The following is a 19,675-nucleotide window of genomic DNA, read 5'->3' on the forward strand; positions in this document are numbered from 1 at the left end:
CATGCGCCAGCCTGGCTTTCTCGATCAACAACTGTTTGCCGAGCTGGCCGCCAAGTCCGCGACCAATCCGCGCGGCCGCCAGCACCACAACTTCCATGAAATGGACGAGCCCTGCCACCGCATGGCAGTAGGTCTGCAGCCTTCTACCTATATTCCGCCGCACCGGCACCTGTCGGCAGACAAGGCCGAGTGTCTGATCGTGCTGCGCGGCACCTTGGGCCTGTTGATTTTTGACGAGCAAGGTGCGGTCGTGAATAAGCGTGTGTTGCAGGCGGGAGGCGACTGCCTGGGCGTCGACCTGGCGCCAGGTACCTTTCACGGCCTGGTGGTGCTGGAGGCCGACAGTATGATGTTTGAGTGCAAGTCTGGCCCGTATCGTCCTGTTGGTGAAGGTGAGCACCCCGCTTGGGCACCGCGCGAAGGCGAACCGGGAGTTGCCGAGTATCACGCCTGGATGCGCGCGCAGTTCGATTGAAATTGCGATGACGCAGTCCCATGCTAGAGTGCCAGGCTGCCCCCAAGGAGCCTGTCATGCGTGCATTTTTCCCCTTGTTGTTCCTGCTGAGCCTGCCGCTGGCCGCGGCGCCCCTGCACAGCCAGTTCCTGCCGCCCGATGACCTTGGGGTGCGCAAGGAAGTGGCAGATTCGCAGCAGTTGCTGCAGGTCACCAGCTACTCGGTGGTGGTGGGCAATCAGCGCCAGTCCAACCAGCAACCGATCCCCGTCACTTCGCCGTTGATCCTGCGCCTCAAGGGCAAGCCGCTGAGCAAGGGTGCGACCATCAGCCAGGTGCTGATCAGCTTCGATGCCGAAAGCAAAAGCCTGAAAAAGCCGGTGTTCGACGACAAGAGCAAGACCCTGACGCTCAACTACCCGCTGGCCCAGTACCGGGTGATGCTCGACCTGCTGCGCAACGATACCGTCTATGTGCAGTTCCTCAGTTACCCCAATGGCCACATCTGGGCGGATCTGCACACTGGTAGCGTACGCGCGCGTTGAGTGCCGGCGCTGCCCGGGGGTAAACTGCCGACCCGTGAAAATGTCCGTGATGGTTCAGTTGGAGTCGGCAATGCGTAAAGACAAGAAGCAAGTGATTGGTGATGAGATCAGCGACGACTACATCAAGTCGTTCCTCCAGTACGAGCCGGCTGATGCCGTTACTTCGCCGTCGCATCACAAGCTGATCAAGGGCTACCGCGGCCTGCGCATCGATGACTTCGAGCGCTATGTCGGCTTCTTCGTCGCAGCCGGTTATGACCTGGACGGCAAGGACGAGCACGGCCAGACCTTCGTCGAGATCATCAAGGACCAGCGCAACGCCGCCGAGTACATCGAGATCATCGATAACGCCCGCGGCTGATAAAACAGCGCCCATAAAAAAACGCCCCGAAGGGCGTTTTTTTATGCCGGCAAGTTACGCGTAGCTCTGTGCCGGGCTGCTTTCGACCAGGCCCAGGGCCTCGTCGTTGTGCGCGCTGATCTTGTGATACAGGGCAGCGTCGGTGGCCAGGACCTTTTCCCGGGCGGGGAAAATTTCCTTGAGCTTGGCAGCCCAGGCGCCCTTGGTCTGTTCGGGGAAGCAGCGCTCGATCAGTTCCAGCATGATCGACACAGTCACCGAAGCACCCGGCGAAGCACCGAGCAAGGCGGCCAGGGAGCCGTCCTTGGCTGCGACCAGTTCGGTACCGAATTGCAGGATGCCGCCTTTTTTCGGGTCTTTCTTGATGATCTGCACGCGCTGGCCAGCCACTTCCAGGCGCCAGTCCTCGGCTTTGGCCTCGGGGTAGAAGCGGCGCAGGGAGTCCAGGCGCTGCTCCATCGACTGCATCACTTCGCTGACCAGGTACTTGGTCAGGTCCATGTTGTCGCGGGCCACGGCCAGCATCGGGCCGATGTTGCCCATGCGTACCGACAGCGGCAGGTCGAGGAACGAGCCGTGCTTGAGGAACTTGGTGGTGAAGCCGGCATACGGGCCGAACAGCAGCGAGGTCTTGCCGTCGACCACGCGGGTGTCCAGGTGCGGCACCGACATCGGTGGCGAGCCTACCGCAGCCTGGCTGTAGACCTTGGCCTGGTGGCGCTTGACCACTTCCGGATTGTCGCAACGCAGCCACTGGCCACTGACCGGGAAGCCGCCAAAACCCTTGCTCTCCTCGATACCCGACAGTTGCAGCAGCGGCAGGGCCGCGCCACCGGCGCCGAGGAACACGAAGCGGGCGTCGACTTCACGGCTGCTGCCGCTGTTGACGTCCTTGATGCTGACGGTCCAGCCACTGCCGTTACGGCGCAGGCCGGTGACCTTCTTGCAGTACTTGACCTGTGCTTCGGGAGCGTTGGCCAGGTGCTTGAGCAGCTTGTTGGTCAGCGCGCCGAAGTTGACGTCGGTGCCTTTCATGACGCGGGTGGCAGCGATCTGCTGGTCGGCTGGGCGACCTGGCATCATCAGCGGCATCCACTCGTTCATCAGCGCCTTGTCTTCGGTGTATTCCATCTCGGCGAAGGCATGATGCTGCTTGAGCATCTCGAAGCGCTTCTTGAGGAAGCTGATGCCCTTTTCGCCCTCGACGTAGCTCAGGTGCGGCACAGGGTTGATGAACGCCCGTGGCGAGCTGAACGCGCCTTTTTTGCTCAGGTAGGCCCAGAACTGCCGGGACACCTCGAACTGGGTGTTGATGTGCACCGCTTTCTTGATATCGATGCTGCCGTCGGCGGCCTGTGGCGTGTAGTTCAGTTCACACAGCCCGGCATGGCCGGTCCCGGCGTTGTTCCACGGGTTGGAACTTTCCGCGGCACCCGAATCCATCAACTCGACGACTTCCAGCTTGATCGCCGGGTCGAGTTCCTTGAGCAGTACGGCCAGGGTGGCACTCATGATGCCTGCCCCTACCAGTACTACATCGACTGCTTCGTTCTGCGCCATTAACGCGTCTCCAAAATCTTCAGCACCAAATTGACAGCATAGGATCCCTGGCTTGCCAGGATCGCCATGTCCGATTCTTCGCAGTTTTTGCAACTTCAGCGGACACCACCAACCGGGCTTTGCGTTGCCTATGAACGCATTTTACAGCCGGTGCGGCAATTCGACTTATGGTCAAGGTATCCGTCGTGCGTTATGGACCGGTTTCAGGCACCCATTGCAAATGAGCGCTGTTGCCAGCTGTTCAGGGCTGTTCGGGACACTTTAGGTGCTTTTGCACATGCCAGACTGTTCATTGCTCGCCACACTCTCGTGAAGTTGTGAAAACCCGTTTTTTCACGCTCTTTTGGAGACGTGAACCTCAAAATGGACTGCGCGATGGCAGACCCGGCAGGTTCAGGCAGAGCAGAGGGCCGAATGACGCAGGCACACTGGCTGGTGCAAGACCTGTGTGGAAGGCTCTCTGTGGGCGGTGCGGGGGATGCGCAATGCTGGGCATTGGCGGTACTGCGAGGCCCGATCAGGAGACGTCCTTATAATCGGGGGGAGATTATAGCGATGTCGCGGGCAGAAAAGCTCTTTATTAGCGACTTTTATTGAGGCAAAACTCAGGCGGCGAGGCTGCGCTGCAGCCAGTTTCCGCTGACACGCTTTGAAACACGGGCGCTGGCGGGCAGCGGGCGGTTAAGCCAGGCCAGGCGAATTTCGTTGATTTCCACCCAGCCGCTGGTCGAAGGAGCCTGCGCACACTGCTTGAAGGCCTGGCAATGGCCCAAGGCGTCGAGGCGGGCGAAGCAGCGTTGCGGATTGCGTTTGAACAGCAAGGCCAGGAGCGAGGACATGGCGAGGTATCCCTGTGAAGAACTGAGGCAAGGATAACCGTGCAGTGATGAAACGATTGTGACAGCGAACCGGGGCTGGGCACGCCTGTCTTATTCACTAATGGCACGCCGATAGCTGGGCTGCCCCGTGCTGGTTATACTGGCGGCCTTTGCTGCCTATTCTGGAGAGATGAGCATGTTGCAACGTTTGTTGTTCGGTTTGATCGCGGTGACCAGTCTGACCCTGGCCGGTTGTGCCCACAGCCCGCAACAACTCAGCCCGCAACCGAAACTCAACGCCCAGTTGGCGCCGGTCGGCCATGGTCAGCCGGTGGTGGTCAAGGTGGTTGATGGCCGTGCTTCGCAAACCCTGGGCACCCGTGGCGGCCTGTACCCGGAAACCAGCGCCATCACCGTGGCCGGCAACGACATCCTGCCAAAACTGCAGGCCCAGGCCGAAGCGGCGGTGCGTCTGCTGGGCTTCACCCCGACGCCGAACGCCTACAACGCGCCCCAGCTGACCGTGACCCTGGCCGAACTCAAGTACCAGTCGCCAAAAGAAGGCATGTACGTGACCGAAGCCACCATCGGTGCGACCTTCAAGGCTGACGTGGCCAACGCCAACCGTCGCTACAGCGGCCGTTACGGTGCTTCGCTGGACCAGCGCTTCGGCATGGCACCCAACCAGGAGACCAACACCAAGCTGGTGGGCGATGTGCTCAGCGATGCGCTGACCCGTCTGTTCAAGGACCAGGCCATCGGGCAGATCCTCGGCGAATAAATCCCAACAGCAAAAAGCCCGATGTCTGCGTGGCAGGCATCGGGCTTTTGCGTTTCTGGGCGCTCAGGCGGCTTCGACGTAGAAGTCCAGCATGCTGATGCCGGTCGGAACGTCGACTTCGGGCAGATCATCATGAGCGTGCCCGCCCAAGGCGCAGTACACCAGCCATTGGCGGTCCTGGACGTTGAACGCCAGGCCGTCGATCAGCGCCTGCTGCTCGTCGCTCTGGGCGATCAGGTAGAGGCGGTCCTGGTTTTCGGCGTGCAGCATGACAAGCTCCGGTGGGTGACGACGGCCGATAGAGTGGCGTGCCTAGATGACGAGCGTGTGACGGTGCGAATTAATCGTCGTTTGTCGCAAAGGGCAGGCAGGGGCACGGGGCTTGGGTAGAATGCCCGCCGTGTCGAAAGTATCGATGTACTTCTTTTGAGGTTTTGCGATGTCGTTGCAAGTGATCTGGGGGCTGTTTGCCGCCCATCCGGCCAAGCTGATCAACCTGCTGGCTCTGGTGCTGACCTGCCCGGGCGGCTTGCTGCTGCACAGCGCCCGCCGCCGCGCGGCGCAAACCCTGGCGGGCATGGCCGCCGATGAAGTGGTGGTCGATGGCATGAGCCTGCGCATCAACCGTTTCTACTACATTCTCGGTTTTGCCTTTTTGGCGCTGGCCTTGTTGCTGTCCTGGTTCAGCACCTGGGTGTGATCGGGGCTGCTTCGCAGCCCATCGCTGGCAAGCCAGCTCCCCCAGAGTGTTCCTGTGGGAGCTGGCTTGCCAGCGATGCAGGCGACGCGGTGCGACCTAAAGCGCCAACCCCGCCTTGACCCGGTACTGATTGCGTACCGGCGTCGCATACTGCTGCACCAGGTACGGCCGCTGCTCGGCCGGACAGGCGTCCAGGCGGCGTTGCCATTCGGCCTGGGCGCGGGCCAGTTCATCGGCCGGGAACACCTTGGCCGCTGCCGGCACGTCCAGCGCCGGATCGGCATCAGCCCATTGCGCATACGCCAGGTAATGCACCGGGAACAACCGGTAGCCGGCCAGGATCTGCCGATCGATCTCGGCGGCCAGTTGCTTGGTGTCCTCGACAAACGCGGTCACCGGCGGGGCAAAGTTGATGTGCACACGGCCTTTGTAGCCAGTAATGCCCTGGGCAATGCTGACGTCATCTTCACCGGGGGCCTTGCTGTAAGTGCCGGTGGTGGCGCGAATGTACAGCTCGCGGGCCTTGGCCTGGTCGCACGGGTCGTACTCGTAACTGATCGACACCGGGCTCAGGTTCAGCGACTGGATCACTGCGCCGAACGGCTCGTCCTTGCGGCTCATGTGGAACATTTTCAGGATTGCCGAATCGGTACGGTCATCACCATCCTTGGCCCGGCCTTCGGCCTGGGCGATCCAGATCGACTGGCAATCATTGCGGATCGAATGGTTGATGTAGGCTGAGAGCAACTGGTAAGCAGCAAGCTTTTCCCGGCGGCCACTGATCGAGCGATGAACGATAAAGCTCTTGTTCAGGCGCATCATGTCGCTGACGAACGGCTTTTGCAGCAGGTTGTCGCCGATGGCGATGCGCGGGGTCGGCAGGCCGGCGTGGTACACGGCATAGTTGACGAACGCCGGGTCCATGACGATATCGCGGTGGTTGGCCAGGAACAGGTAGGCGGTACCCGACTTGAGCTGCTCGACGCCGGTGTAGGTCACGCCGTCGGTCGCCCGCTCGATGGTGTGGTCGACGTAGTATTCGACCTTGTCCTGCAGGGTCGAGACGCAGCTGACCCCGGCAAACTCTTTACGCAGGCGCCGGGCGATCAGCGGCTTGAGCAGCCAGCCGAAGGCCCCGGCCATGCGCGGGAAGCGGAAGTGGGTGAGGATATCGAGGAATGCCGGGTCGCTGAGCAGCCGTGCCAGAACGGCAGGGACTTCAGCGTCGTCGTACGGTCGGATGGCATCGAATTCGCCCATCATGCTCTCTTGTTGGAAACGGCTAGGGTAATAGGTAGGGGCCGGGGTCTGAAAAACGGCTCAGACACACTCAGGACCTGTAAATAGACCGGCAATTATACGCACAAGTCACTCGGGAGGCCGCGATGCTGGAGACAGCGTTCTACGATTGTCCTTATTGTGGTGAAGAAGTCGAGACGACGGTGGACCTGTCGGGCGGTGATCAGGAGTACATCGAGGACTGCCAGGTGTGCTGCAAGCCGATCAGGTTCGTGCTGCAGGTGCATGGCGAGGAATGGATGCTGGACGTTTATGGTGAGAATGACTGATGCGGCGAATCTACGATCCCGAAAGCCTGCTGGAAGCCGAAATGCTCATCGGCATGCTCGCCAGTGAAGGCATCCCCGTGCACCTGGTTGGCCGCGACCTGATGGGCGCCATGGGCGACCTGCCGATGCACGGCCTGCTGGGCCTGGCGGTCGCCGATGAGCAGGCCGACAGCGCACGCCAGCTGATCGCCGCGTACAATAGCGCCCAGCCACTTGCGGGCGACGAACCGGAGAACATCCCCGGAACCCTGATTTGCTAGGTTTTTGCCCTCATGTGTGGACGTTATGCACTGTTTCGCTGGTCTCCCGCCTTTGCTGCCTTGCCGGGATTTCCCAGTGACCAGCAGGCGCAATGGAACATCTCCCCCGGCGCTTCGGTGCTGATTCAGCGCCGCCTCGACGATGGTCAGATGGAACTGGCGCGGGCACGCTGGGGGCTGACTCCCGCCTGGCTCACCGATTTATCGCGCACCCCGGCTCATGCCCGGGCCGAGACCCTGGCCGAACAGCCGATGTTTCGTGAAGCCTTTCGCCTGCGCCGCTGCCTGCTGCCGGCCAACGGTTTCTACGAGTGGCGTGGCACCCAGCGCAAACGGCCGTACTGGCTGACGCCGGGGGAGGGCTCTTCGCTGTTTTTTGCCGCGATCTGGGAGGCGTATCCGGTGCAGGACCAGGTCTGGCTGAGCACCGCAGTGGTGACCCAGGCAGCGCTGAGCCAGCGTCGGCCGCTGATTCTCGATGCGGCCGGGCAGGCAGCCTGGCTTGATCCCGAAACCCCGCCAGCGCGCTTGTACGAGCTGCTGGCGGGCGGCCAGGCACCGCTGCGTGAGCGGGTGTTGGCCAATATGGTCAACGATCCGAAGCTTAATGGGCCGGAGTGTTTGACCCCGGCTTGAGGGTGCTTGAAAGGGCTTCGCCGGCAAGGCCGGCTCCCACAGTGGAGTGTGTGTACTGACCTTGTGGGAGCTGGCCTTGCCAGCGATGGGCTGCGAAGCAGCCCCAAGACCTTACACCCTGAACTGATTGATCAAGCGCCGCTGCTGCTCGGCCAGCTTGGTCAGCTCGGCACTGGCGGTACTCGACTCATCCGCCCCGCCAGCTACCTCGTTAGCCACCTGGCCGATATTGATCACATTGCGGTTGATGTCTTCGGCCACCGCGCTCTGCTCTTCGGCAGCGCTGGCAATCTGCGTGTTCATGTCGTTGATCACCGATACCGCCTGGGTGATGCTCTCCAGTGCCTCGGCGGCGCGGGCGGCCTGCTGCACGCTGTCGTCGGTCTTGCCCTGGCTGTCTTCCATCACCCGCACCACATCGCGGGTACCCTGCTGCAGTTGCTGGATCATCTGCTGGATTTCTTCCGTGGCCTGCTGGGTTTTCTGTGCCAGGTTACGCACCTCGTCGGCCACCACGGCAAAACCACGGCCCTGTTCACCCGCGCGGGCCGCCTCGATGGCGGCATTGAGCGCCAGCAGGTTGGTCTGCTCGGCAATCGCGCGGATGGCGATAAGGATGGCGTTGATGTTTTCGCTGTCACGGGCCAGATTCTGCACCACGCCGACCGCGCGGCCGATTTCCTCGGCCAGGGCGCTGATCGAATGGGACGTATCGCGCACGATGGCCAGGCCCTGGTGGGCCGCCTGGTCCGCATTGCTGGCGGCCTGGGCCGCATGGGTGGCGTTGCGCGCCACGTCCTGGGCAGTGGCGGTCATCTCGTGTACGGCGGTGGCCACCAGGTCGATCTCGGCCATCTGCTTGTGCACGCCCTGATTGGTGCGGATGGCGATGTCGGCGGTGTGCTCCGAGGAGTCGCTGACCTTCTGCACCGAGGCCACCACCTGGCTGATCATCGCCTGCAGCTTGCTCAGGAAAGTGTTGAAGCCCTTGGCGATCGAGCCCAGTTCGTCGGCGCGATCGCTGCTCAGGCGGCGGGTCAGGTCGCCTTCGCCCTGGGCGATGTCATCGAGCATCGCCACCATCTGCCGCAGTGGCCGGGCAATGCCGTGGGCCAGCAGCCAGATCACCAGCAGGCCAAGGGCGGCGATGCCCAGGCCGACCACGGTCATGCCGGTGATGTCGGTGCGGCGCTGGGCGCTGAGGTCGCTTTGCAGTTTTTCCACATCGGCCATCACCGCGCTGATCGGCAGCTCCAGCAGCAGGGTCCAGCGGGCGTCGGTATTGGCGATCTTGAACGGCAGGTACAGCTCGATGCGGCCAGCGGCCTGATCGACTTCGTAGTGCAGTTTTTCGCCGCTCAATTGCGCCAGGGTGCCAGCGGCATTGGCGTCGAGGACGTCGCTGGCTTTCTCGCTAAACTTGCCCGGGTCTTTGGTGAAGGCCACCAGGCGGCCGTTGCCGGACACCAGCGCCAGTTCGCCGGCGCCGTCGTACAGCTGGCGGTCGGCGGTAATGAGCAGTTCCTGGATGAAGTTAACCGAGAGGTCGGCGCCGGCAATGCCCTGGAACTTGCCGTCGATCATGATCGGCTCGACGAACGAGGCAAGCATCACCACCTTGTCGCCGACCTTATAAGGCGCCGGGTCGATGACACAGGCTTTCTTCGATTCCCGCGGGCACAGGTAGTACTCACTGGCGCGCACGCCGGTGGCAAGGATGGTCTGGTCATTGACGTCGGCCAGCTTGTCCAGGCCCAGGCTGCCGTCTTCGTTGCGGAACCACCAGGGCAGGAAGCGCCCGGTGGCGCTGTCGATACCGGTGACCGAGGTACCGGCGAAGCGCGCGTCATCGTGGTCCAGGGCATTGGTTTCCCAACCCAGGTAGGTGCCGAGGATCAGCGGGTTGGTCAGCGCCGTCTGCTTGAGCAGGGCAATCAGTTGTTGGCGTTCGATCTTCAGCAGCGGATTGCCGCTGGCGTCCTGCATGCCGAGCATGGCGTTGCTGGTGGCAAGGCCGCGGGCAATCAGCAGCGGCGCTTCCAGGCCGCGCTGGATCTCGCTGACCTGAGTCCGCGCCAGGGCGGTCAGGCGCTGCTCGATCACCGCTTCGAATTGCTGCTGGGTGCGGCTTTGCACCAGCTCCTGGGTGCGTTCGCCGGAGTACACGGCATAGAGCACCAGGGCAGCGACAATACTCAGGACAATGGCGCCAGCCAGGGCGGCGACGGAAAACTGGATCGACCGGAACTTCATGTGGGGCTCCAAGCGCAAGGAAAGGCGTCTGCCTTGCGTTATCGGCCCGGCGGGGCGAAAGCATGAGCACCGTCTGGAGAAATCTTCATCAGGGATATGGCGGGCTCAACCGAGTCGGCCTAGGATACGCGGCATGTTCGAAGGGAGTGTTTTCATGCGTAAGTCATTTGTAATCGGTGCATTGAGCGCCAGCGTCCTGCTCGCTGGCTGCCAGGCGGTGAACACCACCAGCGGCGGCGCCGTGGGTGTCGAGCGTAAGCAATACATGTTCAGCATGCTGTCGACCGATGAGGTCAACCAGATGTACGCTCAGTCCTACCAGCAAACCCTGGGCGAAGCCTCGAGCAAAGGTGTGCTAGACAAGAGCAGCGCCAATGCCAAGCGCGTGCAGGCCATCGCCAACCGCCTGATTGCCCAGGCCCCGCAGTTCCGCCCGGATGCGGCACAGTGGAACTGGGAAGTGAACCTGATCAAGAGCGACGAGCTCAACGCCAACTGCGGGCCTGGCGGCAAGATCTTCGTCTACAACGGCCTGATCGACAAACTCAAGCTGACCGATGACGAACTGGCTGCGGTGATGGGGCATGAAATCGCCCACGCCCTGCGCGAGCATGGCCGTGAAGCGATGTCCAAGGCCTATGGCGTGCAGATGGCTCGCCAGGGCGCCGGAGCCTTGCTGGGCCTGGGCCAGGACAGCCTGGCGATTGCCGACACTGTAGTGCAGTACAGCCTGACCCTGCCCAACAGCCGGGCTAACGAGAATGAAGCCGACCTGATCGGCCTGGAACTGGCCGCCCGTGCCGGTTACAACCCGAATGCGGCGATCAGCCTGTGGGACAAGATGGCCCAGGCCTCGGGCGGTTCGCAGCCGGAGTTCATGAGCACTCACCCGGCCTCGGCGAGCCGCCAGGCGTCGTTGCAGGCGGCGATTCCGAAGGTGATGCCGTTGTACGAGCAGGCCCGCAAGTAAGTTATAGCCGGGGCCGCGCTGCGGCCCATCGCCGGCAAGACCGGCTCCCACAGGGGCCTGTGTATACAAGGCCTGTGGGAGCTGGCTTGCCAGCGATGAAGTCACCACCGGTCAGCCTATCCAGCCACTGACCTGCATCGCCGAATACACCGCCACAGCGGCCAGGACGAAGAACGCGGCCGAAGCCAGGCGGCGGATCAGGGTCAGCGGCAGTTTCTCCGCAGCAAAGTTACCCGCCAGTACCACCGGCACGTTGGCAATCAACATGCCCAGGGTGGTACCGATGATCACCATGATCAGGTGCGGATACTGCGCCGCCAGCATCACCGTGGCGACCTGGGTCTTGTCGCCGATTTCAGCGATGAAGAACGCGATCAGGGTGGTCAGGAACGGGCCGAAGCGCCGTGCCGTACTGGATTCGTCGTCATCCATCTTGTCCGGAATCAGCGTCCACAACGCCGTGGCAGCAAAGCTGGCCGCGAGAATCCAGTGCAGGGTAGCGGCGCTGAAGAAGGTACTGACCCAGGCACCGACAGCGCCTGCAGCCGCATGGTTGGCCAGGGTTGCAGCGATGATACCGGCGATGATCGGCCAGGGTTTGCGAAAGCGCGCGGCAAGGATCAGCGCGAGCAATTGGGTCTTGTCGCCAATTTCGGCGAGGGCCACGATCGCGGTGGGGACGAGCAATGATTCCAGCATCAGGATTCCTACGGGGGCGGGTCGACACGGCTATGACACGTACAGCCTTCCCGCCCCGGGTAAGGTGTTCGTGTCATAGGTCTTGTCAAACCCTGGGTCCGTCTGTGCGGACCGTGGGTCGCACGCGCCATGGTCTGTGGACCAAGTATGTTGACGCGTACCGGGCGAGCTGGGTGCTCGCGGGAGACTACTCCCCTAGGACGGAGCGGATTCTGCCTAGGCAAATCCGTTTCGGCAAGCGCTCTTTTTAACCGCGTGTTGCCTGGTAGATACGAAAGCCTTGCCCTTCGTCGCGGATCCTGCAGTTGCCCAGGGACTCTTCGATCAGCGGCTGATAGCGCAGGAAGCTGTTGGCCACCAGGCGCATTTCGCCGCCTTTTTTCAGATGATCGGCAGATTTTCTCAACAGGTTCTCTGAGGCCTGATAGTTGGTGTGCACCCCGGTATGGAACGGCGGATTGCTGATGATTACGTCCAGCTCGCGCGGTGCAGCATCGATGCCGTCGCCGCTGATCACCTCACCCTCCAGGCCATTGGCGGCCAGGGTCAGGCGGCTGCTGGCGACGGCGAAGGCATCAACGTCAAGCAAAGTGATGCGGTTTTGCGGATAGCGACGTTTGATGGCCGCGCCGAGGACACCCGCACCACAACCAAAATCCAGCACGTGGCCGGTGGGCAATTGATCGAGGTTTTCCAGCAGCAGGGCGCTGCCGCGATCCAGGCGACCGTGGCTGAACACACCCGGCAGGCTGACGATCTGCAGCGGGCCATCGGCCAGCTCCAGTTGGAAATGCTCGGCCAGGCTTTCCAGTGATTTGGCTTCAGGCGCGTGTTCCACCGTGACCTGCCACAGCTGGCAATGGCGGGCGCTGTCGAGTTTGCGCGGCTTGCCGAAGGCGTGCAGCTGCTTGGCCGCACCTTCGATGCCGCCGCGTTTCTCGCCGACCAGGTACAGCCCACGGCCGGCCAAACGCGAAGCCAGGGCGTTGAGCAGGTAATTGGCCAGGTCGCGGGACTTGGGCAAAAACAAGACGGCGGCGTCGAAGGCCTGGGCTGGCGCTTCTACGCCGAAGTGGCTGCGCCCGGCGAAGCGTGCATCGAGCGCCGCCTGATCGCCGGCATGCCAGCTCCAGCCATGGGCCGCGGGCAATTTGCCGAGCAGGTCGTCGGCAGGCAAACCGGCCAGCAACAGCGAGCCCTGGAAAAGATCGGCCTGACGAAGCAACACTTCACTGCGCGGGTCCATGGACGGCGACTCCTGAAAAAAGTGGCGCAGTTTACCAGAGCCTGGCCTGGCTTAGACCTGGCGGCGCGGGCTGCCGGCGAAAAACGCCTCGGCGTTTTCGCTCAATTGCTCAACGATACGCTGCCGTGATTCGACTGCGCCCCAGGCGCTGTGCGGGGTGACAATCAGGCGCGGGATGTCCGCAGCCAGCAGCGGGTTGCCGTTGACCGGCGGCTCGACACTGAGCACATCGGTCGCCGCGCCGCCCAGGTGGCCGGCACGCAAGGCGTCGGCCAGTGCTTGCTCGTCGATCAGGCCGCCGCGGGCGGTGTTGATCACAAAGGCGCCGGGCTTGAGCAGGGCCAGTTGCCGGGCACCGATCAGGTGGCGGGTGTGTTCGTTGAGCGGGCAGTGCAGGGTCAGGGCGTCGATCTGCGGCAGCAGCTCATCCAGCGCAATTCGATCTTCGCGGGGCGGGCGGCCGGGCAACTGGCCAAGCAATACGCGCATGCCGAAGGCTTCGGCCAGGCGCGCTACCGCACCGCCCAGTTCACCATGGCCGAGCAGGCCGAGGGTCTTGCCCTCCAGTTCGACGATGGGGAAGTCCAGCAGGCAGAACTGTTTGGCCTTTGCCCACTGGCCGTCGGCGACGGCCTTTTGATAGTCGCTCAGGCGCGTAGCCAGCGCCAGCAGCAGGGTCAGGGTGTGTTGCGCCACCGACGGCGTGCCGTAGCCCTGGCAATTGCTGACCACCACACCCTGGGCGCGGGCCGCCTGCAGGTCGACATTGTTAGTACCGGTGGCGGCCACCAGGATCAGCTTCAGCTCGGGGCAGGCCGCCAGGGTGGCGGCGTCGATCATGACCTTGTTGCTGATCGCCACGGTTGCGCCCTGCAGGCGTTCGGCGACCTGCGCCGGCGCTGTTGCCGGGTAGAGTTGCAGCTCATCGAAACAGGCCTTGAGACGATCCAGTGCCAGGTCACCCAGGTCCAGGGAGCTATGGTCGAGAAACACGGCGCGACGGGATGTGGGCATAGGGCGGCTCCAGTGAGGGCTCAAGCGGTGTAGTCGAAGCAATCGTAATGGTTTTGCTCAAGACTGCTTTGCAGCTCGAGCAGGCCTTGATGTTGGAGCTGCAGCGCCTGGATCTGCGCCTGCAGCTGGGCTTTCTTGCCGGCAATCGCCTGGCGCACGCGCTCCATCGGCAGCCCGGCCTGATCATCGCCGACCAGCGCCTGCATTTCCTTGAGGCTGAAACCGAGCTTTTGCGCGCATTTGATCAGGCTCAGCAGGGCGATGCTCTGCTGATCATACAGGCGATAGCTCCCTTGACGCCTGGGCGCCGGCAACAGGCCGATGCGCTCATAGTGGCGAATGCTCTTGATGGTCGCCCCGGACAGTTGCGCGGCTTTGCCGATGTACATCAAACGTCCCTTTAGTACCGACGAGCCAGCGTGCGCGCCTGCTGCAGCCAGGTTTCGCGTTGCTGGTCGGTCGAGCTGATGATGGGGCCAAACGTTAACGTCTTTTTCGCCTTGATTCCACAGAAGCCCAGGGTGGTGCGGCGCATCTGTTGCAGAGCAGGCATGCGATAGATCCAGCGGTAGTACCAGGGCGGCGTATCCATGCTCACCAGCAGGTCGGCGCTGCGGCCCTTGAGCAGTTGCGCAGGGAAGGGCGAGCCGCTGCGGTACTTGAAGGCGAAGCCGGGCAGCAGGACCCGGTCGAAGAAGCCTTTGAGCAGGGCTGGAATACCGCCCCACCAGACCGGGAAGACGAACACCAGATGCTCGGCCCAACTGATCAATTGCTGGGCGTGCAACAGGTCGGGTTCCAGGGGTTGCACCTGTTGATAGCCGTCATGCAGGATCGGGTCGAAGGCCAGGTTGCCAAGCTCCAGCAGGCAGACGTCATGGCCTTGCTCGCGGGCGCTGGTGATGTAGCTGTCGCTTAATGCAGCGCAGAAACTGTTGCGCGAAGGGTGGCCGAGTATCACCAGGATTCGTTTGCTCATCGAAGGCGGGTCCAGGGGCAAAAGCGCTGAAGTTAACGTCTGCCCTTAGGAGGAGAGTCAAGCCCGCTCCCACCAGAGACTGTTGCCGGAAAGGACGAAAGCGTAATGTAGCGCCCCCGATTGCCTTCTTTGCCGCAAGGAGCCCCCATGTACTGGGCCGAATTTCTGACTGTCGCGTTGATTCACCTGCTGGCGGTGGCCAGCCCCGGCCCGGACTTTGCCGTGGTGGTACGCGAGAGTGTTACTCACGGCCGGCGCGCCGGTACCTGGACCGCTTTGGGCGTCGGCACCGCGATTTTCCTGCATGTGGGCTATTCGCTGCTGGGTATCGGCCTGATCGTGTCGCAGTCGATCATGCTGTTCAACGCGCTGAAGTGGTTGGCGGCAGCCTACCTGCTGTACATCGGCTTCAAGGCCCTGCGCGCCCGCCCCGGTGCGTCTGGCAGCGAAAACGTGCAGGCCTCGACAGTCGAGCGCACGCCACGTGCGGCCTTTGTCGCAGGCTTCATGACCAACGGCCTGAATCCCAAGGCGACGCTGTTCTTCCTCTCGCTGTTCACCGTCGTCATCAACCCGCACACGCCGCTGGCGATCCAGGCCGGCTATGGTGCGTACCTGGCCGTGGCTACCGGCCTGTGGTTCTGCCTGGTGGCCATGCTGTTCAGCCAACAGCGGGTACGCGCCGCCTTTGCGCGCATGGGCCACTGGTTCGACCGCACCATGGGCGCGGTGCTGATTGCCCTGGGGGTGAAGATCGCCTTTACCGAGATGCACTAAGCGGCAATGGTTGAGCGCCACTAGTCCCTGCAGCAGCCAAATCATTCCTTTGGCTGATTTGGCCGCTGCTGTGGCGTTCTAGAGTAGGACATGTCTTGCCCAGCCTGTGCACTCTAGAAAAGGGACTCCTATGTTGCAGACTCGCGTCATCCCTCCCGCCGAGGGCGCCTATCAGTTTCCGCTGTTGATCAAGCGCCTGTTGCTGTCCGGCAGCCGCTACGAGAAAACCCGCGAAATCGTCTACCGCGATCAACTGCGCTACAGCTACCTGACCCTCAACGAGCGCATCGCGCGGCTGGCCAATGTGCTCACCGAGGCGGGAGTCAAGGCCGGTGACACCGTGGCAGTGATGGACTGGGACAGCCATCGCTACCTCGAATGCATGTTCGCCATTCCGATGATCGGCGCGGTGGTGCACACCATCAACGTGCGCCTGTCACCGGAGCAGGTCCTCTACACCATGAATCACGCCGATGACCGCTTCGTGCTGGTCAACAGCGACTTTGTCGGCCTTTACCAGGCCATCGCCGGGCAACTGACCACGGTCGAGAAAACCCTGCTGCTGACCGATGGCGAGCAGAAAACCGCCGACCTGCCCAACCTGGTCGGTGAGTACGAGCAACTCCTGGCGGCGGCCAGCCCGGTGTACGACTTCCCTGATTTCGACGAGAACTCGATCGCCACCACTTTCTACACCACTGGCACCACCGGGAACCCAAAAGGGGTGTATTTCACCCACCGGCAACTGGTGCTGCACACCCTGGCGGCAGCTTCGGTAACCGGCAGTATCGACAGCGTGCGCCTGCTCGGCAGCAACGATGTGTACATGCCCATCACCCCGATGTTCCACGTCCACGCCTGGGGCATCCCCTACGTGGCGACCATGCTTGGCATCAAGCAGGTCTACCCGGGGCGTTACGAGCCGGAGATGCTCTGTGAGCTGTGGCGCAACGAGAAGGTGACCTTCTCGCACTGCGTACCGACCATCCTGCAGATGCTGCTCAACGCCAAGGGCGCCCAGCAACAGGACTTCGGCGGCTGGAAAATCATCATTGGCGGCAGTGCCCTGAACCGCGCCCTGTACGAGGCGGCCAAGGCTCACGGGATTCAGCTGACCGCCGCCTACGGCATGTCCGAGACCTGCCCGCTGGTGGCCTGCGCCCACCTCAACGACGAGCTGCTGGCCGGTAGCGAAGACGAATGCATCACCTACCGGATCAAGGCCGGGGTACCGGTGCCGCTGGTGGAAACCGCGATTGTCGACGGCAACGGCAACTTCCTCCCGGCCGATGGCGAGAGCCAGGGCGAGCTGGTGCTGCGCGCACCCTGGCTGACCATGGGTTACTTCCGCGAGCCCGAGAAAGGCGCCGAACTCTGGCAGGGCGGCTGGCTGCACACCGGTGACGTCGCCACCCTCGACAGCATGGGCGTGATCGATATCCGCGACCGCATCAAGGACGTGATCAAGACCGGCGGTGAGTGGATCTCGTCACTGGAGCTTGAAGACCTGATCAGCCGCCACCCAGCGGTCCGCGAAGTGGCGGTGGTCGGTGTCGCCGATCCGCAGTGGGGTGAGCGGCCATTTGCCCTGCTGGTGATCCACGAAGGCCAGAGCATCGACGCCAAGGCGCTCAAGGAACACCTCAAGCCGTTCGTGGAACTGGGGCACATCAACAAGTGGGCGATCCCCAGCCAGATTGCCCTTGTTACTGAAATTCCCAAGACCAGCGTCGGCAAGCTCGACAAGAAGCGCATCCGCCTGGACATCAGCCAGTTGCAAGCCAGTAACAGCACTTTCCTCTCGACCCTATAAAAGCTGGCGGGTCGCGCCTGATTCGGCGCGACCCGCACGCCAGACGCATGGCCGCCTTGTCAAATGACAAAATTAAGCCATTCTTCCCCCTGCCAGCGTAGTGGCCGGTCATGCAGACCACGCCAGAGGGGTTGGGATGCAAATCACACTTTAGAGGGATCAAGCAGTTCAACCTGCTGGCTATAGTCGGTTCAGGGGATTTTCAGGAACGGGGGGATCGCACATGCATGTGCCCAGCCACTCGCTCGAGCAAAAAGGTGCGCTCACACCGCTCGACCGATGCGTTTCTGCAAAGGACTCACTGCCATAAAAATAAAGTACATGGAGTAGCGTCGATGACATCAGCAAATCTGTTCTGGCGCCGGGCGAAACTACCCCTGGCCGTCAGCCTCGCTTCTACGCTCGCCGGTCCTGCATTCGGCGTCAGTTTCAACATCGGTGAAATCGAAGGCTCGTTCGACTCGTCGCTGTCGGTGGGGGCGAGCTGGTCGACAGCCAGCCCGAACAAGAACCTTATCGGCGTCAACAACGGCGGCAAGGGCCTGTCGCAAACCTCCGATGACGGCCACCTGAACTTCAAGCGCGGTGAGACCTTCTCGAAGATCTTCAAGGGCATCCATGACCTGGAGCTCAAGTACGGCGATACCGGGGTATTCGTCCGTGGCAAGTACTGGTACGACTTCGAACTCAAGGATGAGCATCGCGAGTTCAAGGACATCAGCGATTCCAACCGCAAAGAGGGCGCCAAGTCGTCCGGCGGGCAGATCCTCGACGCCTTCGTCTATCACAACTACTCCATCGCCGATCAGCCGGGCTCGGTGCGTCTGGGCAAGCAGGTGGTCAGCTGGGGTGAAAGTACCTTCATTGGCAACGGTATCAACTCGATCAACCCGATCGACGTCGCCGCATTCCGTCGCCCGGGCGCCGAGGTGAAGGAAGGCCTGATTCCGGTCAACATGTTCTACGTGTCCCAGAGCCTGACCGACAATCTCTCGGCCGAAGCCTTCTACCAGATCGAATGGGACCAGACCGTCGTCGACAACTGCGGCACCTTCTTCTCCCAGCCGGACATCATTGCCGACGGCTGTACCGACAACCTGCGCGTGCTCAACAGCGCCAATGCGTTGCCAGCGGCCGCCCGCGGATTCCTCGCTACCCAGGGTGTGGACGTCAACGGCGAAGGTGTGAAGGTCGCCCGTGGCCCTGACCGCGATGCGCGTGACAGCGGCCAGTTCGGTGTGGCCTTCCGCTACATGTACGACCCGCTGGGTACCGAATTCGGCGCCTACTTCATGAACTACCACAGCCGTGCGCCGATCTTCAGCGCCCACGGTGCCGATCCGCGCGTCTATGCCGGTCTGGCCGGGCTGCCGGCAGCACTGCGTCCGTTGGCGCCGCTGATCGTCGCCGGCAACTCCAGCTACTTCGTCGAGTACCCGGAAGACATCCGCCTGTACGGCCTGAGCTTCTCCACCACCTTGCCTACCGGTACGGCGTGGAGCGGTGAAATCAGCTACCGGCCAAACGCGCCGGTGCAGCTCAACACCACCGATATCCTCTACGCCGGCGTACGCCCGATCGGCGGTACCCTGGCCAATGCCTCGCTGCTCAACGGTGTACCGGGCCAGGACCTGCACGGCTACCGTCGCAAGGAAATCACCCAGTTCCAGACCACCCTGACGCACTTCTTCGACCAGGTCATGGGCGCCAGCCGTCTGACCGTGGTGGGTGAAGTGGGCGTGACCCATGTCGGCGGCCTGGAAAGTGCCCACGATGTGCGTTACGGCCGCGACCCGGTCTATGGCCCAGGCCCGCTGCCAGCAACCCCAGGTGCCGGCAACCTCGACACCTGCTCGGCGATCATCAACACCGGCACCATCAACGGTGCAGGCCCTGGTGCTTCGGGTGCCAACCGTAGCCGCAACTGCGAAAACGACGGTTACACCACCAGCACCGCGTGGGGCTACCGTGCCCGGGCGATCTGGGACTACAACGACGTGTTCGCCGGGGTCAACCTCAAGCCAAGCGTGGCCTGGTCGCATGACGTTTCCGGTTATTCGCCAGGCCCTGGCAGCAACTTCGAGGAAGGGCGCAAGGCGATCAGCCTGGGCCTGGACGCTGAGTACCAGAACACCTACACCACCAGCCTGTCGTACACCAACTTCTTCGACGGCAAGTACACCACCGTGGATGACCGCGATTTCATCGCCCTCAGCTTCGGCGTGAACTTCTAAGAATTCG

The 19,675-nt window shown here is 62.4% G+C and carries 22 protein-coding genes, 1 pseudogene and 1 riboswitch; of the genes and pseudogenes, 12 read left to right on the top strand and 11 right to left on the bottom strand.

The annotated features are described in order from the left end of the window. The first annotated feature begins 1 nt into the window (after position 1). From LOY45_RS03835 to LOY45_RS03845, 3 genes are all read left to right on the top strand, one after another. Positions 2–475 (top strand): WbuC family cupin fold metalloprotein, encoded by a 474-nt coding sequence (locus tag LOY45_RS03835; RefSeq protein ID WP_258578770.1) that lies wholly within the window; start codon positions 2–4, stop codon positions 473–475. A gap of 56 nt (positions 476–531) precedes the next feature. Next, a complete protein-coding gene (locus LOY45_RS03840; RefSeq protein WP_134064300.1) occupies positions 532–999 on the top strand; it encodes a hypothetical protein in 468 nt (155 codons plus the stop codon). 70 nt (positions 1,000–1,069) lie between these two features. Next, on the top strand, positions 1,070–1,360 hold the full coding sequence (locus LOY45_RS03845; protein ID WP_115088738.1) for a PA4642 family protein: 291 nt from the start codon (positions 1,070–1,072) through the stop codon (positions 1,358–1,360). 54 nt (positions 1,361–1,414) lie between these two features. Here the strand turns inward: LOY45_RS03845 and mqo are convergent, their stop codons facing one another. Continuing rightward, positions 1,415–2,920 (bottom strand): malate dehydrogenase (quinone), encoded by a 1,506-nt coding sequence (mqo, locus tag LOY45_RS03850; RefSeq protein WP_258578771.1) that lies wholly within the window; start codon positions 2,918–2,920, stop codon positions 1,415–1,417. 605 nt (positions 2,921–3,525) lie between these two features. Next, complete coding sequence (locus LOY45_RS03855; protein ID WP_115088736.1) at positions 3,526–3,759, bottom strand: hypothetical protein; 234 nt, start codon at positions 3,757–3,759, stop codon at positions 3,526–3,528. Positions 3,760–3,934: 175 nt separating this feature from the next. On the opposite strand from LOY45_RS03855, the gene LOY45_RS03860 reads away from it, so the two are divergent. Next, entirely contained in the window at positions 3,935–4,519 is a 585-nt protein-coding gene (locus tag LOY45_RS03860; protein WP_115088735.1) for a YajG family lipoprotein, read from the top strand. Positions 4,520–4,582: 63 nt separating this feature from the next. Here the strand turns inward: LOY45_RS03860 and LOY45_RS03865 are convergent, their stop codons facing one another. After that, positions 4,583–4,789 (bottom strand): hypothetical protein, encoded by a 207-nt coding sequence (locus tag LOY45_RS03865; RefSeq protein ID WP_115088734.1) that lies wholly within the window; start codon positions 4,787–4,789, stop codon positions 4,583–4,585. 169 nt (positions 4,790–4,958) lie between these two features. On the opposite strand from LOY45_RS03865, the gene LOY45_RS03870 reads away from it, so the two are divergent. Next, positions 4,959–5,219, top strand: coding sequence for a hypothetical protein (locus tag LOY45_RS03870; RefSeq protein WP_115088733.1), 261 nt, complete (start codon positions 4,959–4,961; stop codon positions 5,217–5,219). A gap of 96 nt (positions 5,220–5,315) precedes the next feature. Here the strand turns inward: LOY45_RS03870 and LOY45_RS03875 are convergent, their stop codons facing one another. Beyond that, positions 5,316–6,482 carry a 1-acyl-sn-glycerol-3-phosphate acyltransferase gene (locus LOY45_RS03875; RefSeq protein ID WP_166675726.1) on the bottom strand — a complete coding sequence of 389 codons (1,167 nt, stop codon included), beginning with the start codon at positions 6,480–6,482 and terminating at the stop codon, positions 5,316–5,318. Between the two features lie 122 nt (positions 6,483–6,604). On the opposite strand from LOY45_RS03875, the gene LOY45_RS03880 reads away from it, so the two are divergent. The 3 genes from LOY45_RS03880 to LOY45_RS03890 are packed head-to-tail and all read left to right on the top strand — an operon-like array spanning position 6,605 to position 7,683. Next, a complete protein-coding gene (locus tag LOY45_RS03880; RefSeq protein WP_134064296.1) occupies positions 6,605–6,787 on the top strand; it encodes a CPXCG motif-containing cysteine-rich protein in 183 nt (60 codons plus the stop codon). After that, positions 6,787–7,047, top strand: coding sequence for a putative signal transducing protein (locus tag LOY45_RS03885; protein ID WP_115088731.1), 261 nt, complete (start codon positions 6,787–6,789; stop codon positions 7,045–7,047). The genes LOY45_RS03880 and LOY45_RS03885 overlap by 1 nt, the downstream gene beginning before the upstream one ends. Before the next feature lie 12 nt (positions 7,048–7,059). Then, the gene (locus LOY45_RS03890) at positions 7,060–7,683 is read left to right on the top strand and encodes an SOS response-associated peptidase (RefSeq protein WP_115088730.1); all 624 of its coding nucleotides are present in this window, start codon (positions 7,060–7,062) and stop codon (positions 7,681–7,683) included. Positions 7,684–7,794: 111 nt separating this feature from the next. Here the strand turns inward: LOY45_RS03890 and LOY45_RS26935 are convergent, their stop codons facing one another. Both LOY45_RS26935 and LOY45_RS26940 read right to left on the bottom strand, forming a co-directional pair. Then, positions 7,795–8,637: a methyl-accepting chemotaxis protein gene (locus LOY45_RS26935; RefSeq protein WP_415842471.1), complete on the bottom strand. Its 843-nt coding sequence runs from the start codon at positions 8,635–8,637 to the stop codon at positions 7,795–7,797. A 12-nt stretch (positions 8,638–8,649) separates the two neighbouring features. Next, positions 8,650–9,936, bottom strand: a pseudogene (locus tag LOY45_RS26940) (methyl-accepting chemotaxis protein); the annotation flags it as partial. Positions 9,937–10,090: 154 nt separating this feature from the next. Here LOY45_RS26940 and LOY45_RS03900 point away from each other — a divergent pair. After that, complete coding sequence (locus tag LOY45_RS03900; protein WP_010225775.1) at positions 10,091–10,906, top strand: M48 family metallopeptidase; 816 nt, start codon at positions 10,091–10,093, stop codon at positions 10,904–10,906. A gap of 111 nt (positions 10,907–11,017) precedes the next feature. Here the strand turns inward: LOY45_RS03900 and LOY45_RS03905 are convergent, their stop codons facing one another. The 5 genes from LOY45_RS03905 to LOY45_RS03925 form a co-directional block, all read right to left on the bottom strand. Continuing rightward, positions 11,018–11,605, bottom strand: coding sequence for a TMEM165/GDT1 family protein (locus tag LOY45_RS03905; RefSeq protein WP_115088728.1), 588 nt, complete (start codon positions 11,603–11,605; stop codon positions 11,018–11,020). Between the two features lie 87 nt (positions 11,606–11,692). Beyond that, positions 11,693–11,814: riboswitch (yybP-ykoY riboswitch) on the bottom strand. Positions 11,815–11,852: 38 nt separating this feature from the next. Then, positions 11,853–12,851 carry a class I SAM-dependent methyltransferase gene (locus tag LOY45_RS03910; RefSeq protein WP_258578773.1) on the bottom strand — a complete coding sequence of 333 codons (999 nt, stop codon included), beginning with the start codon at positions 12,849–12,851 and terminating at the stop codon, positions 11,853–11,855. A gap of 51 nt (positions 12,852–12,902) precedes the next feature. Further along, on the bottom strand, positions 12,903–13,865 hold the full coding sequence (locus LOY45_RS03915; protein WP_115088726.1) for a 2-hydroxyacid dehydrogenase: 963 nt from the start codon (positions 13,863–13,865) through the stop codon (positions 12,903–12,905). A 20-nt stretch (positions 13,866–13,885) separates the two neighbouring features. Further along, complete coding sequence (locus LOY45_RS03920) at positions 13,886–14,254, bottom strand: MerR family transcriptional regulator (RefSeq protein WP_115088725.1); 369 nt, start codon at positions 14,252–14,254, stop codon at positions 13,886–13,888. 11 nt (positions 14,255–14,265) lie between these two features. Further along, positions 14,266–14,844, bottom strand: a complete 579-nt coding sequence (locus tag LOY45_RS03925) for an NAD(P)H-dependent oxidoreductase (RefSeq protein WP_115088724.1) — start codon at positions 14,842–14,844, stop codon at positions 14,266–14,268. Positions 14,845–14,991: 147 nt separating this feature from the next. Between LOY45_RS03925 and LOY45_RS03930 the strand changes: the two genes are divergently transcribed. The 3 genes from LOY45_RS03930 to LOY45_RS03940 all read left to right on the top strand — a co-directional run bounded on the left by LOY45_RS03930 (position 14,992) and on the right by LOY45_RS03940 (position 19,668). Continuing rightward, on the top strand, positions 14,992–15,621 hold the full coding sequence (locus tag LOY45_RS03930; RefSeq protein ID WP_233674620.1) for a LysE family transporter: 630 nt from the start codon (positions 14,992–14,994) through the stop codon (positions 15,619–15,621). 130 nt (positions 15,622–15,751) lie between these two features. Then, positions 15,752–17,434, top strand: a complete 1,683-nt coding sequence (locus LOY45_RS03935; RefSeq protein WP_115088722.1) for a fatty acid--CoA ligase — start codon at positions 15,752–15,754, stop codon at positions 17,432–17,434. A gap of 335 nt (positions 17,435–17,769) precedes the next feature. Further along, positions 17,770–19,668, top strand: a complete 1,899-nt coding sequence (locus LOY45_RS03940) for a DUF1302 domain-containing protein (protein WP_115088721.1) — start codon at positions 17,770–17,772, stop codon at positions 19,666–19,668. Positions 19,669–19,675 lie beyond the last annotated feature (7 nt).

This window comes from Pseudomonas wadenswilerensis, from assembly GCF_024749185.1.
GTDB classification, from domain to species: Bacteria; Pseudomonadota; Gammaproteobacteria; order Pseudomonadales; family Pseudomonadaceae; genus Aquipseudomonas; species Aquipseudomonas wadenswilerensis.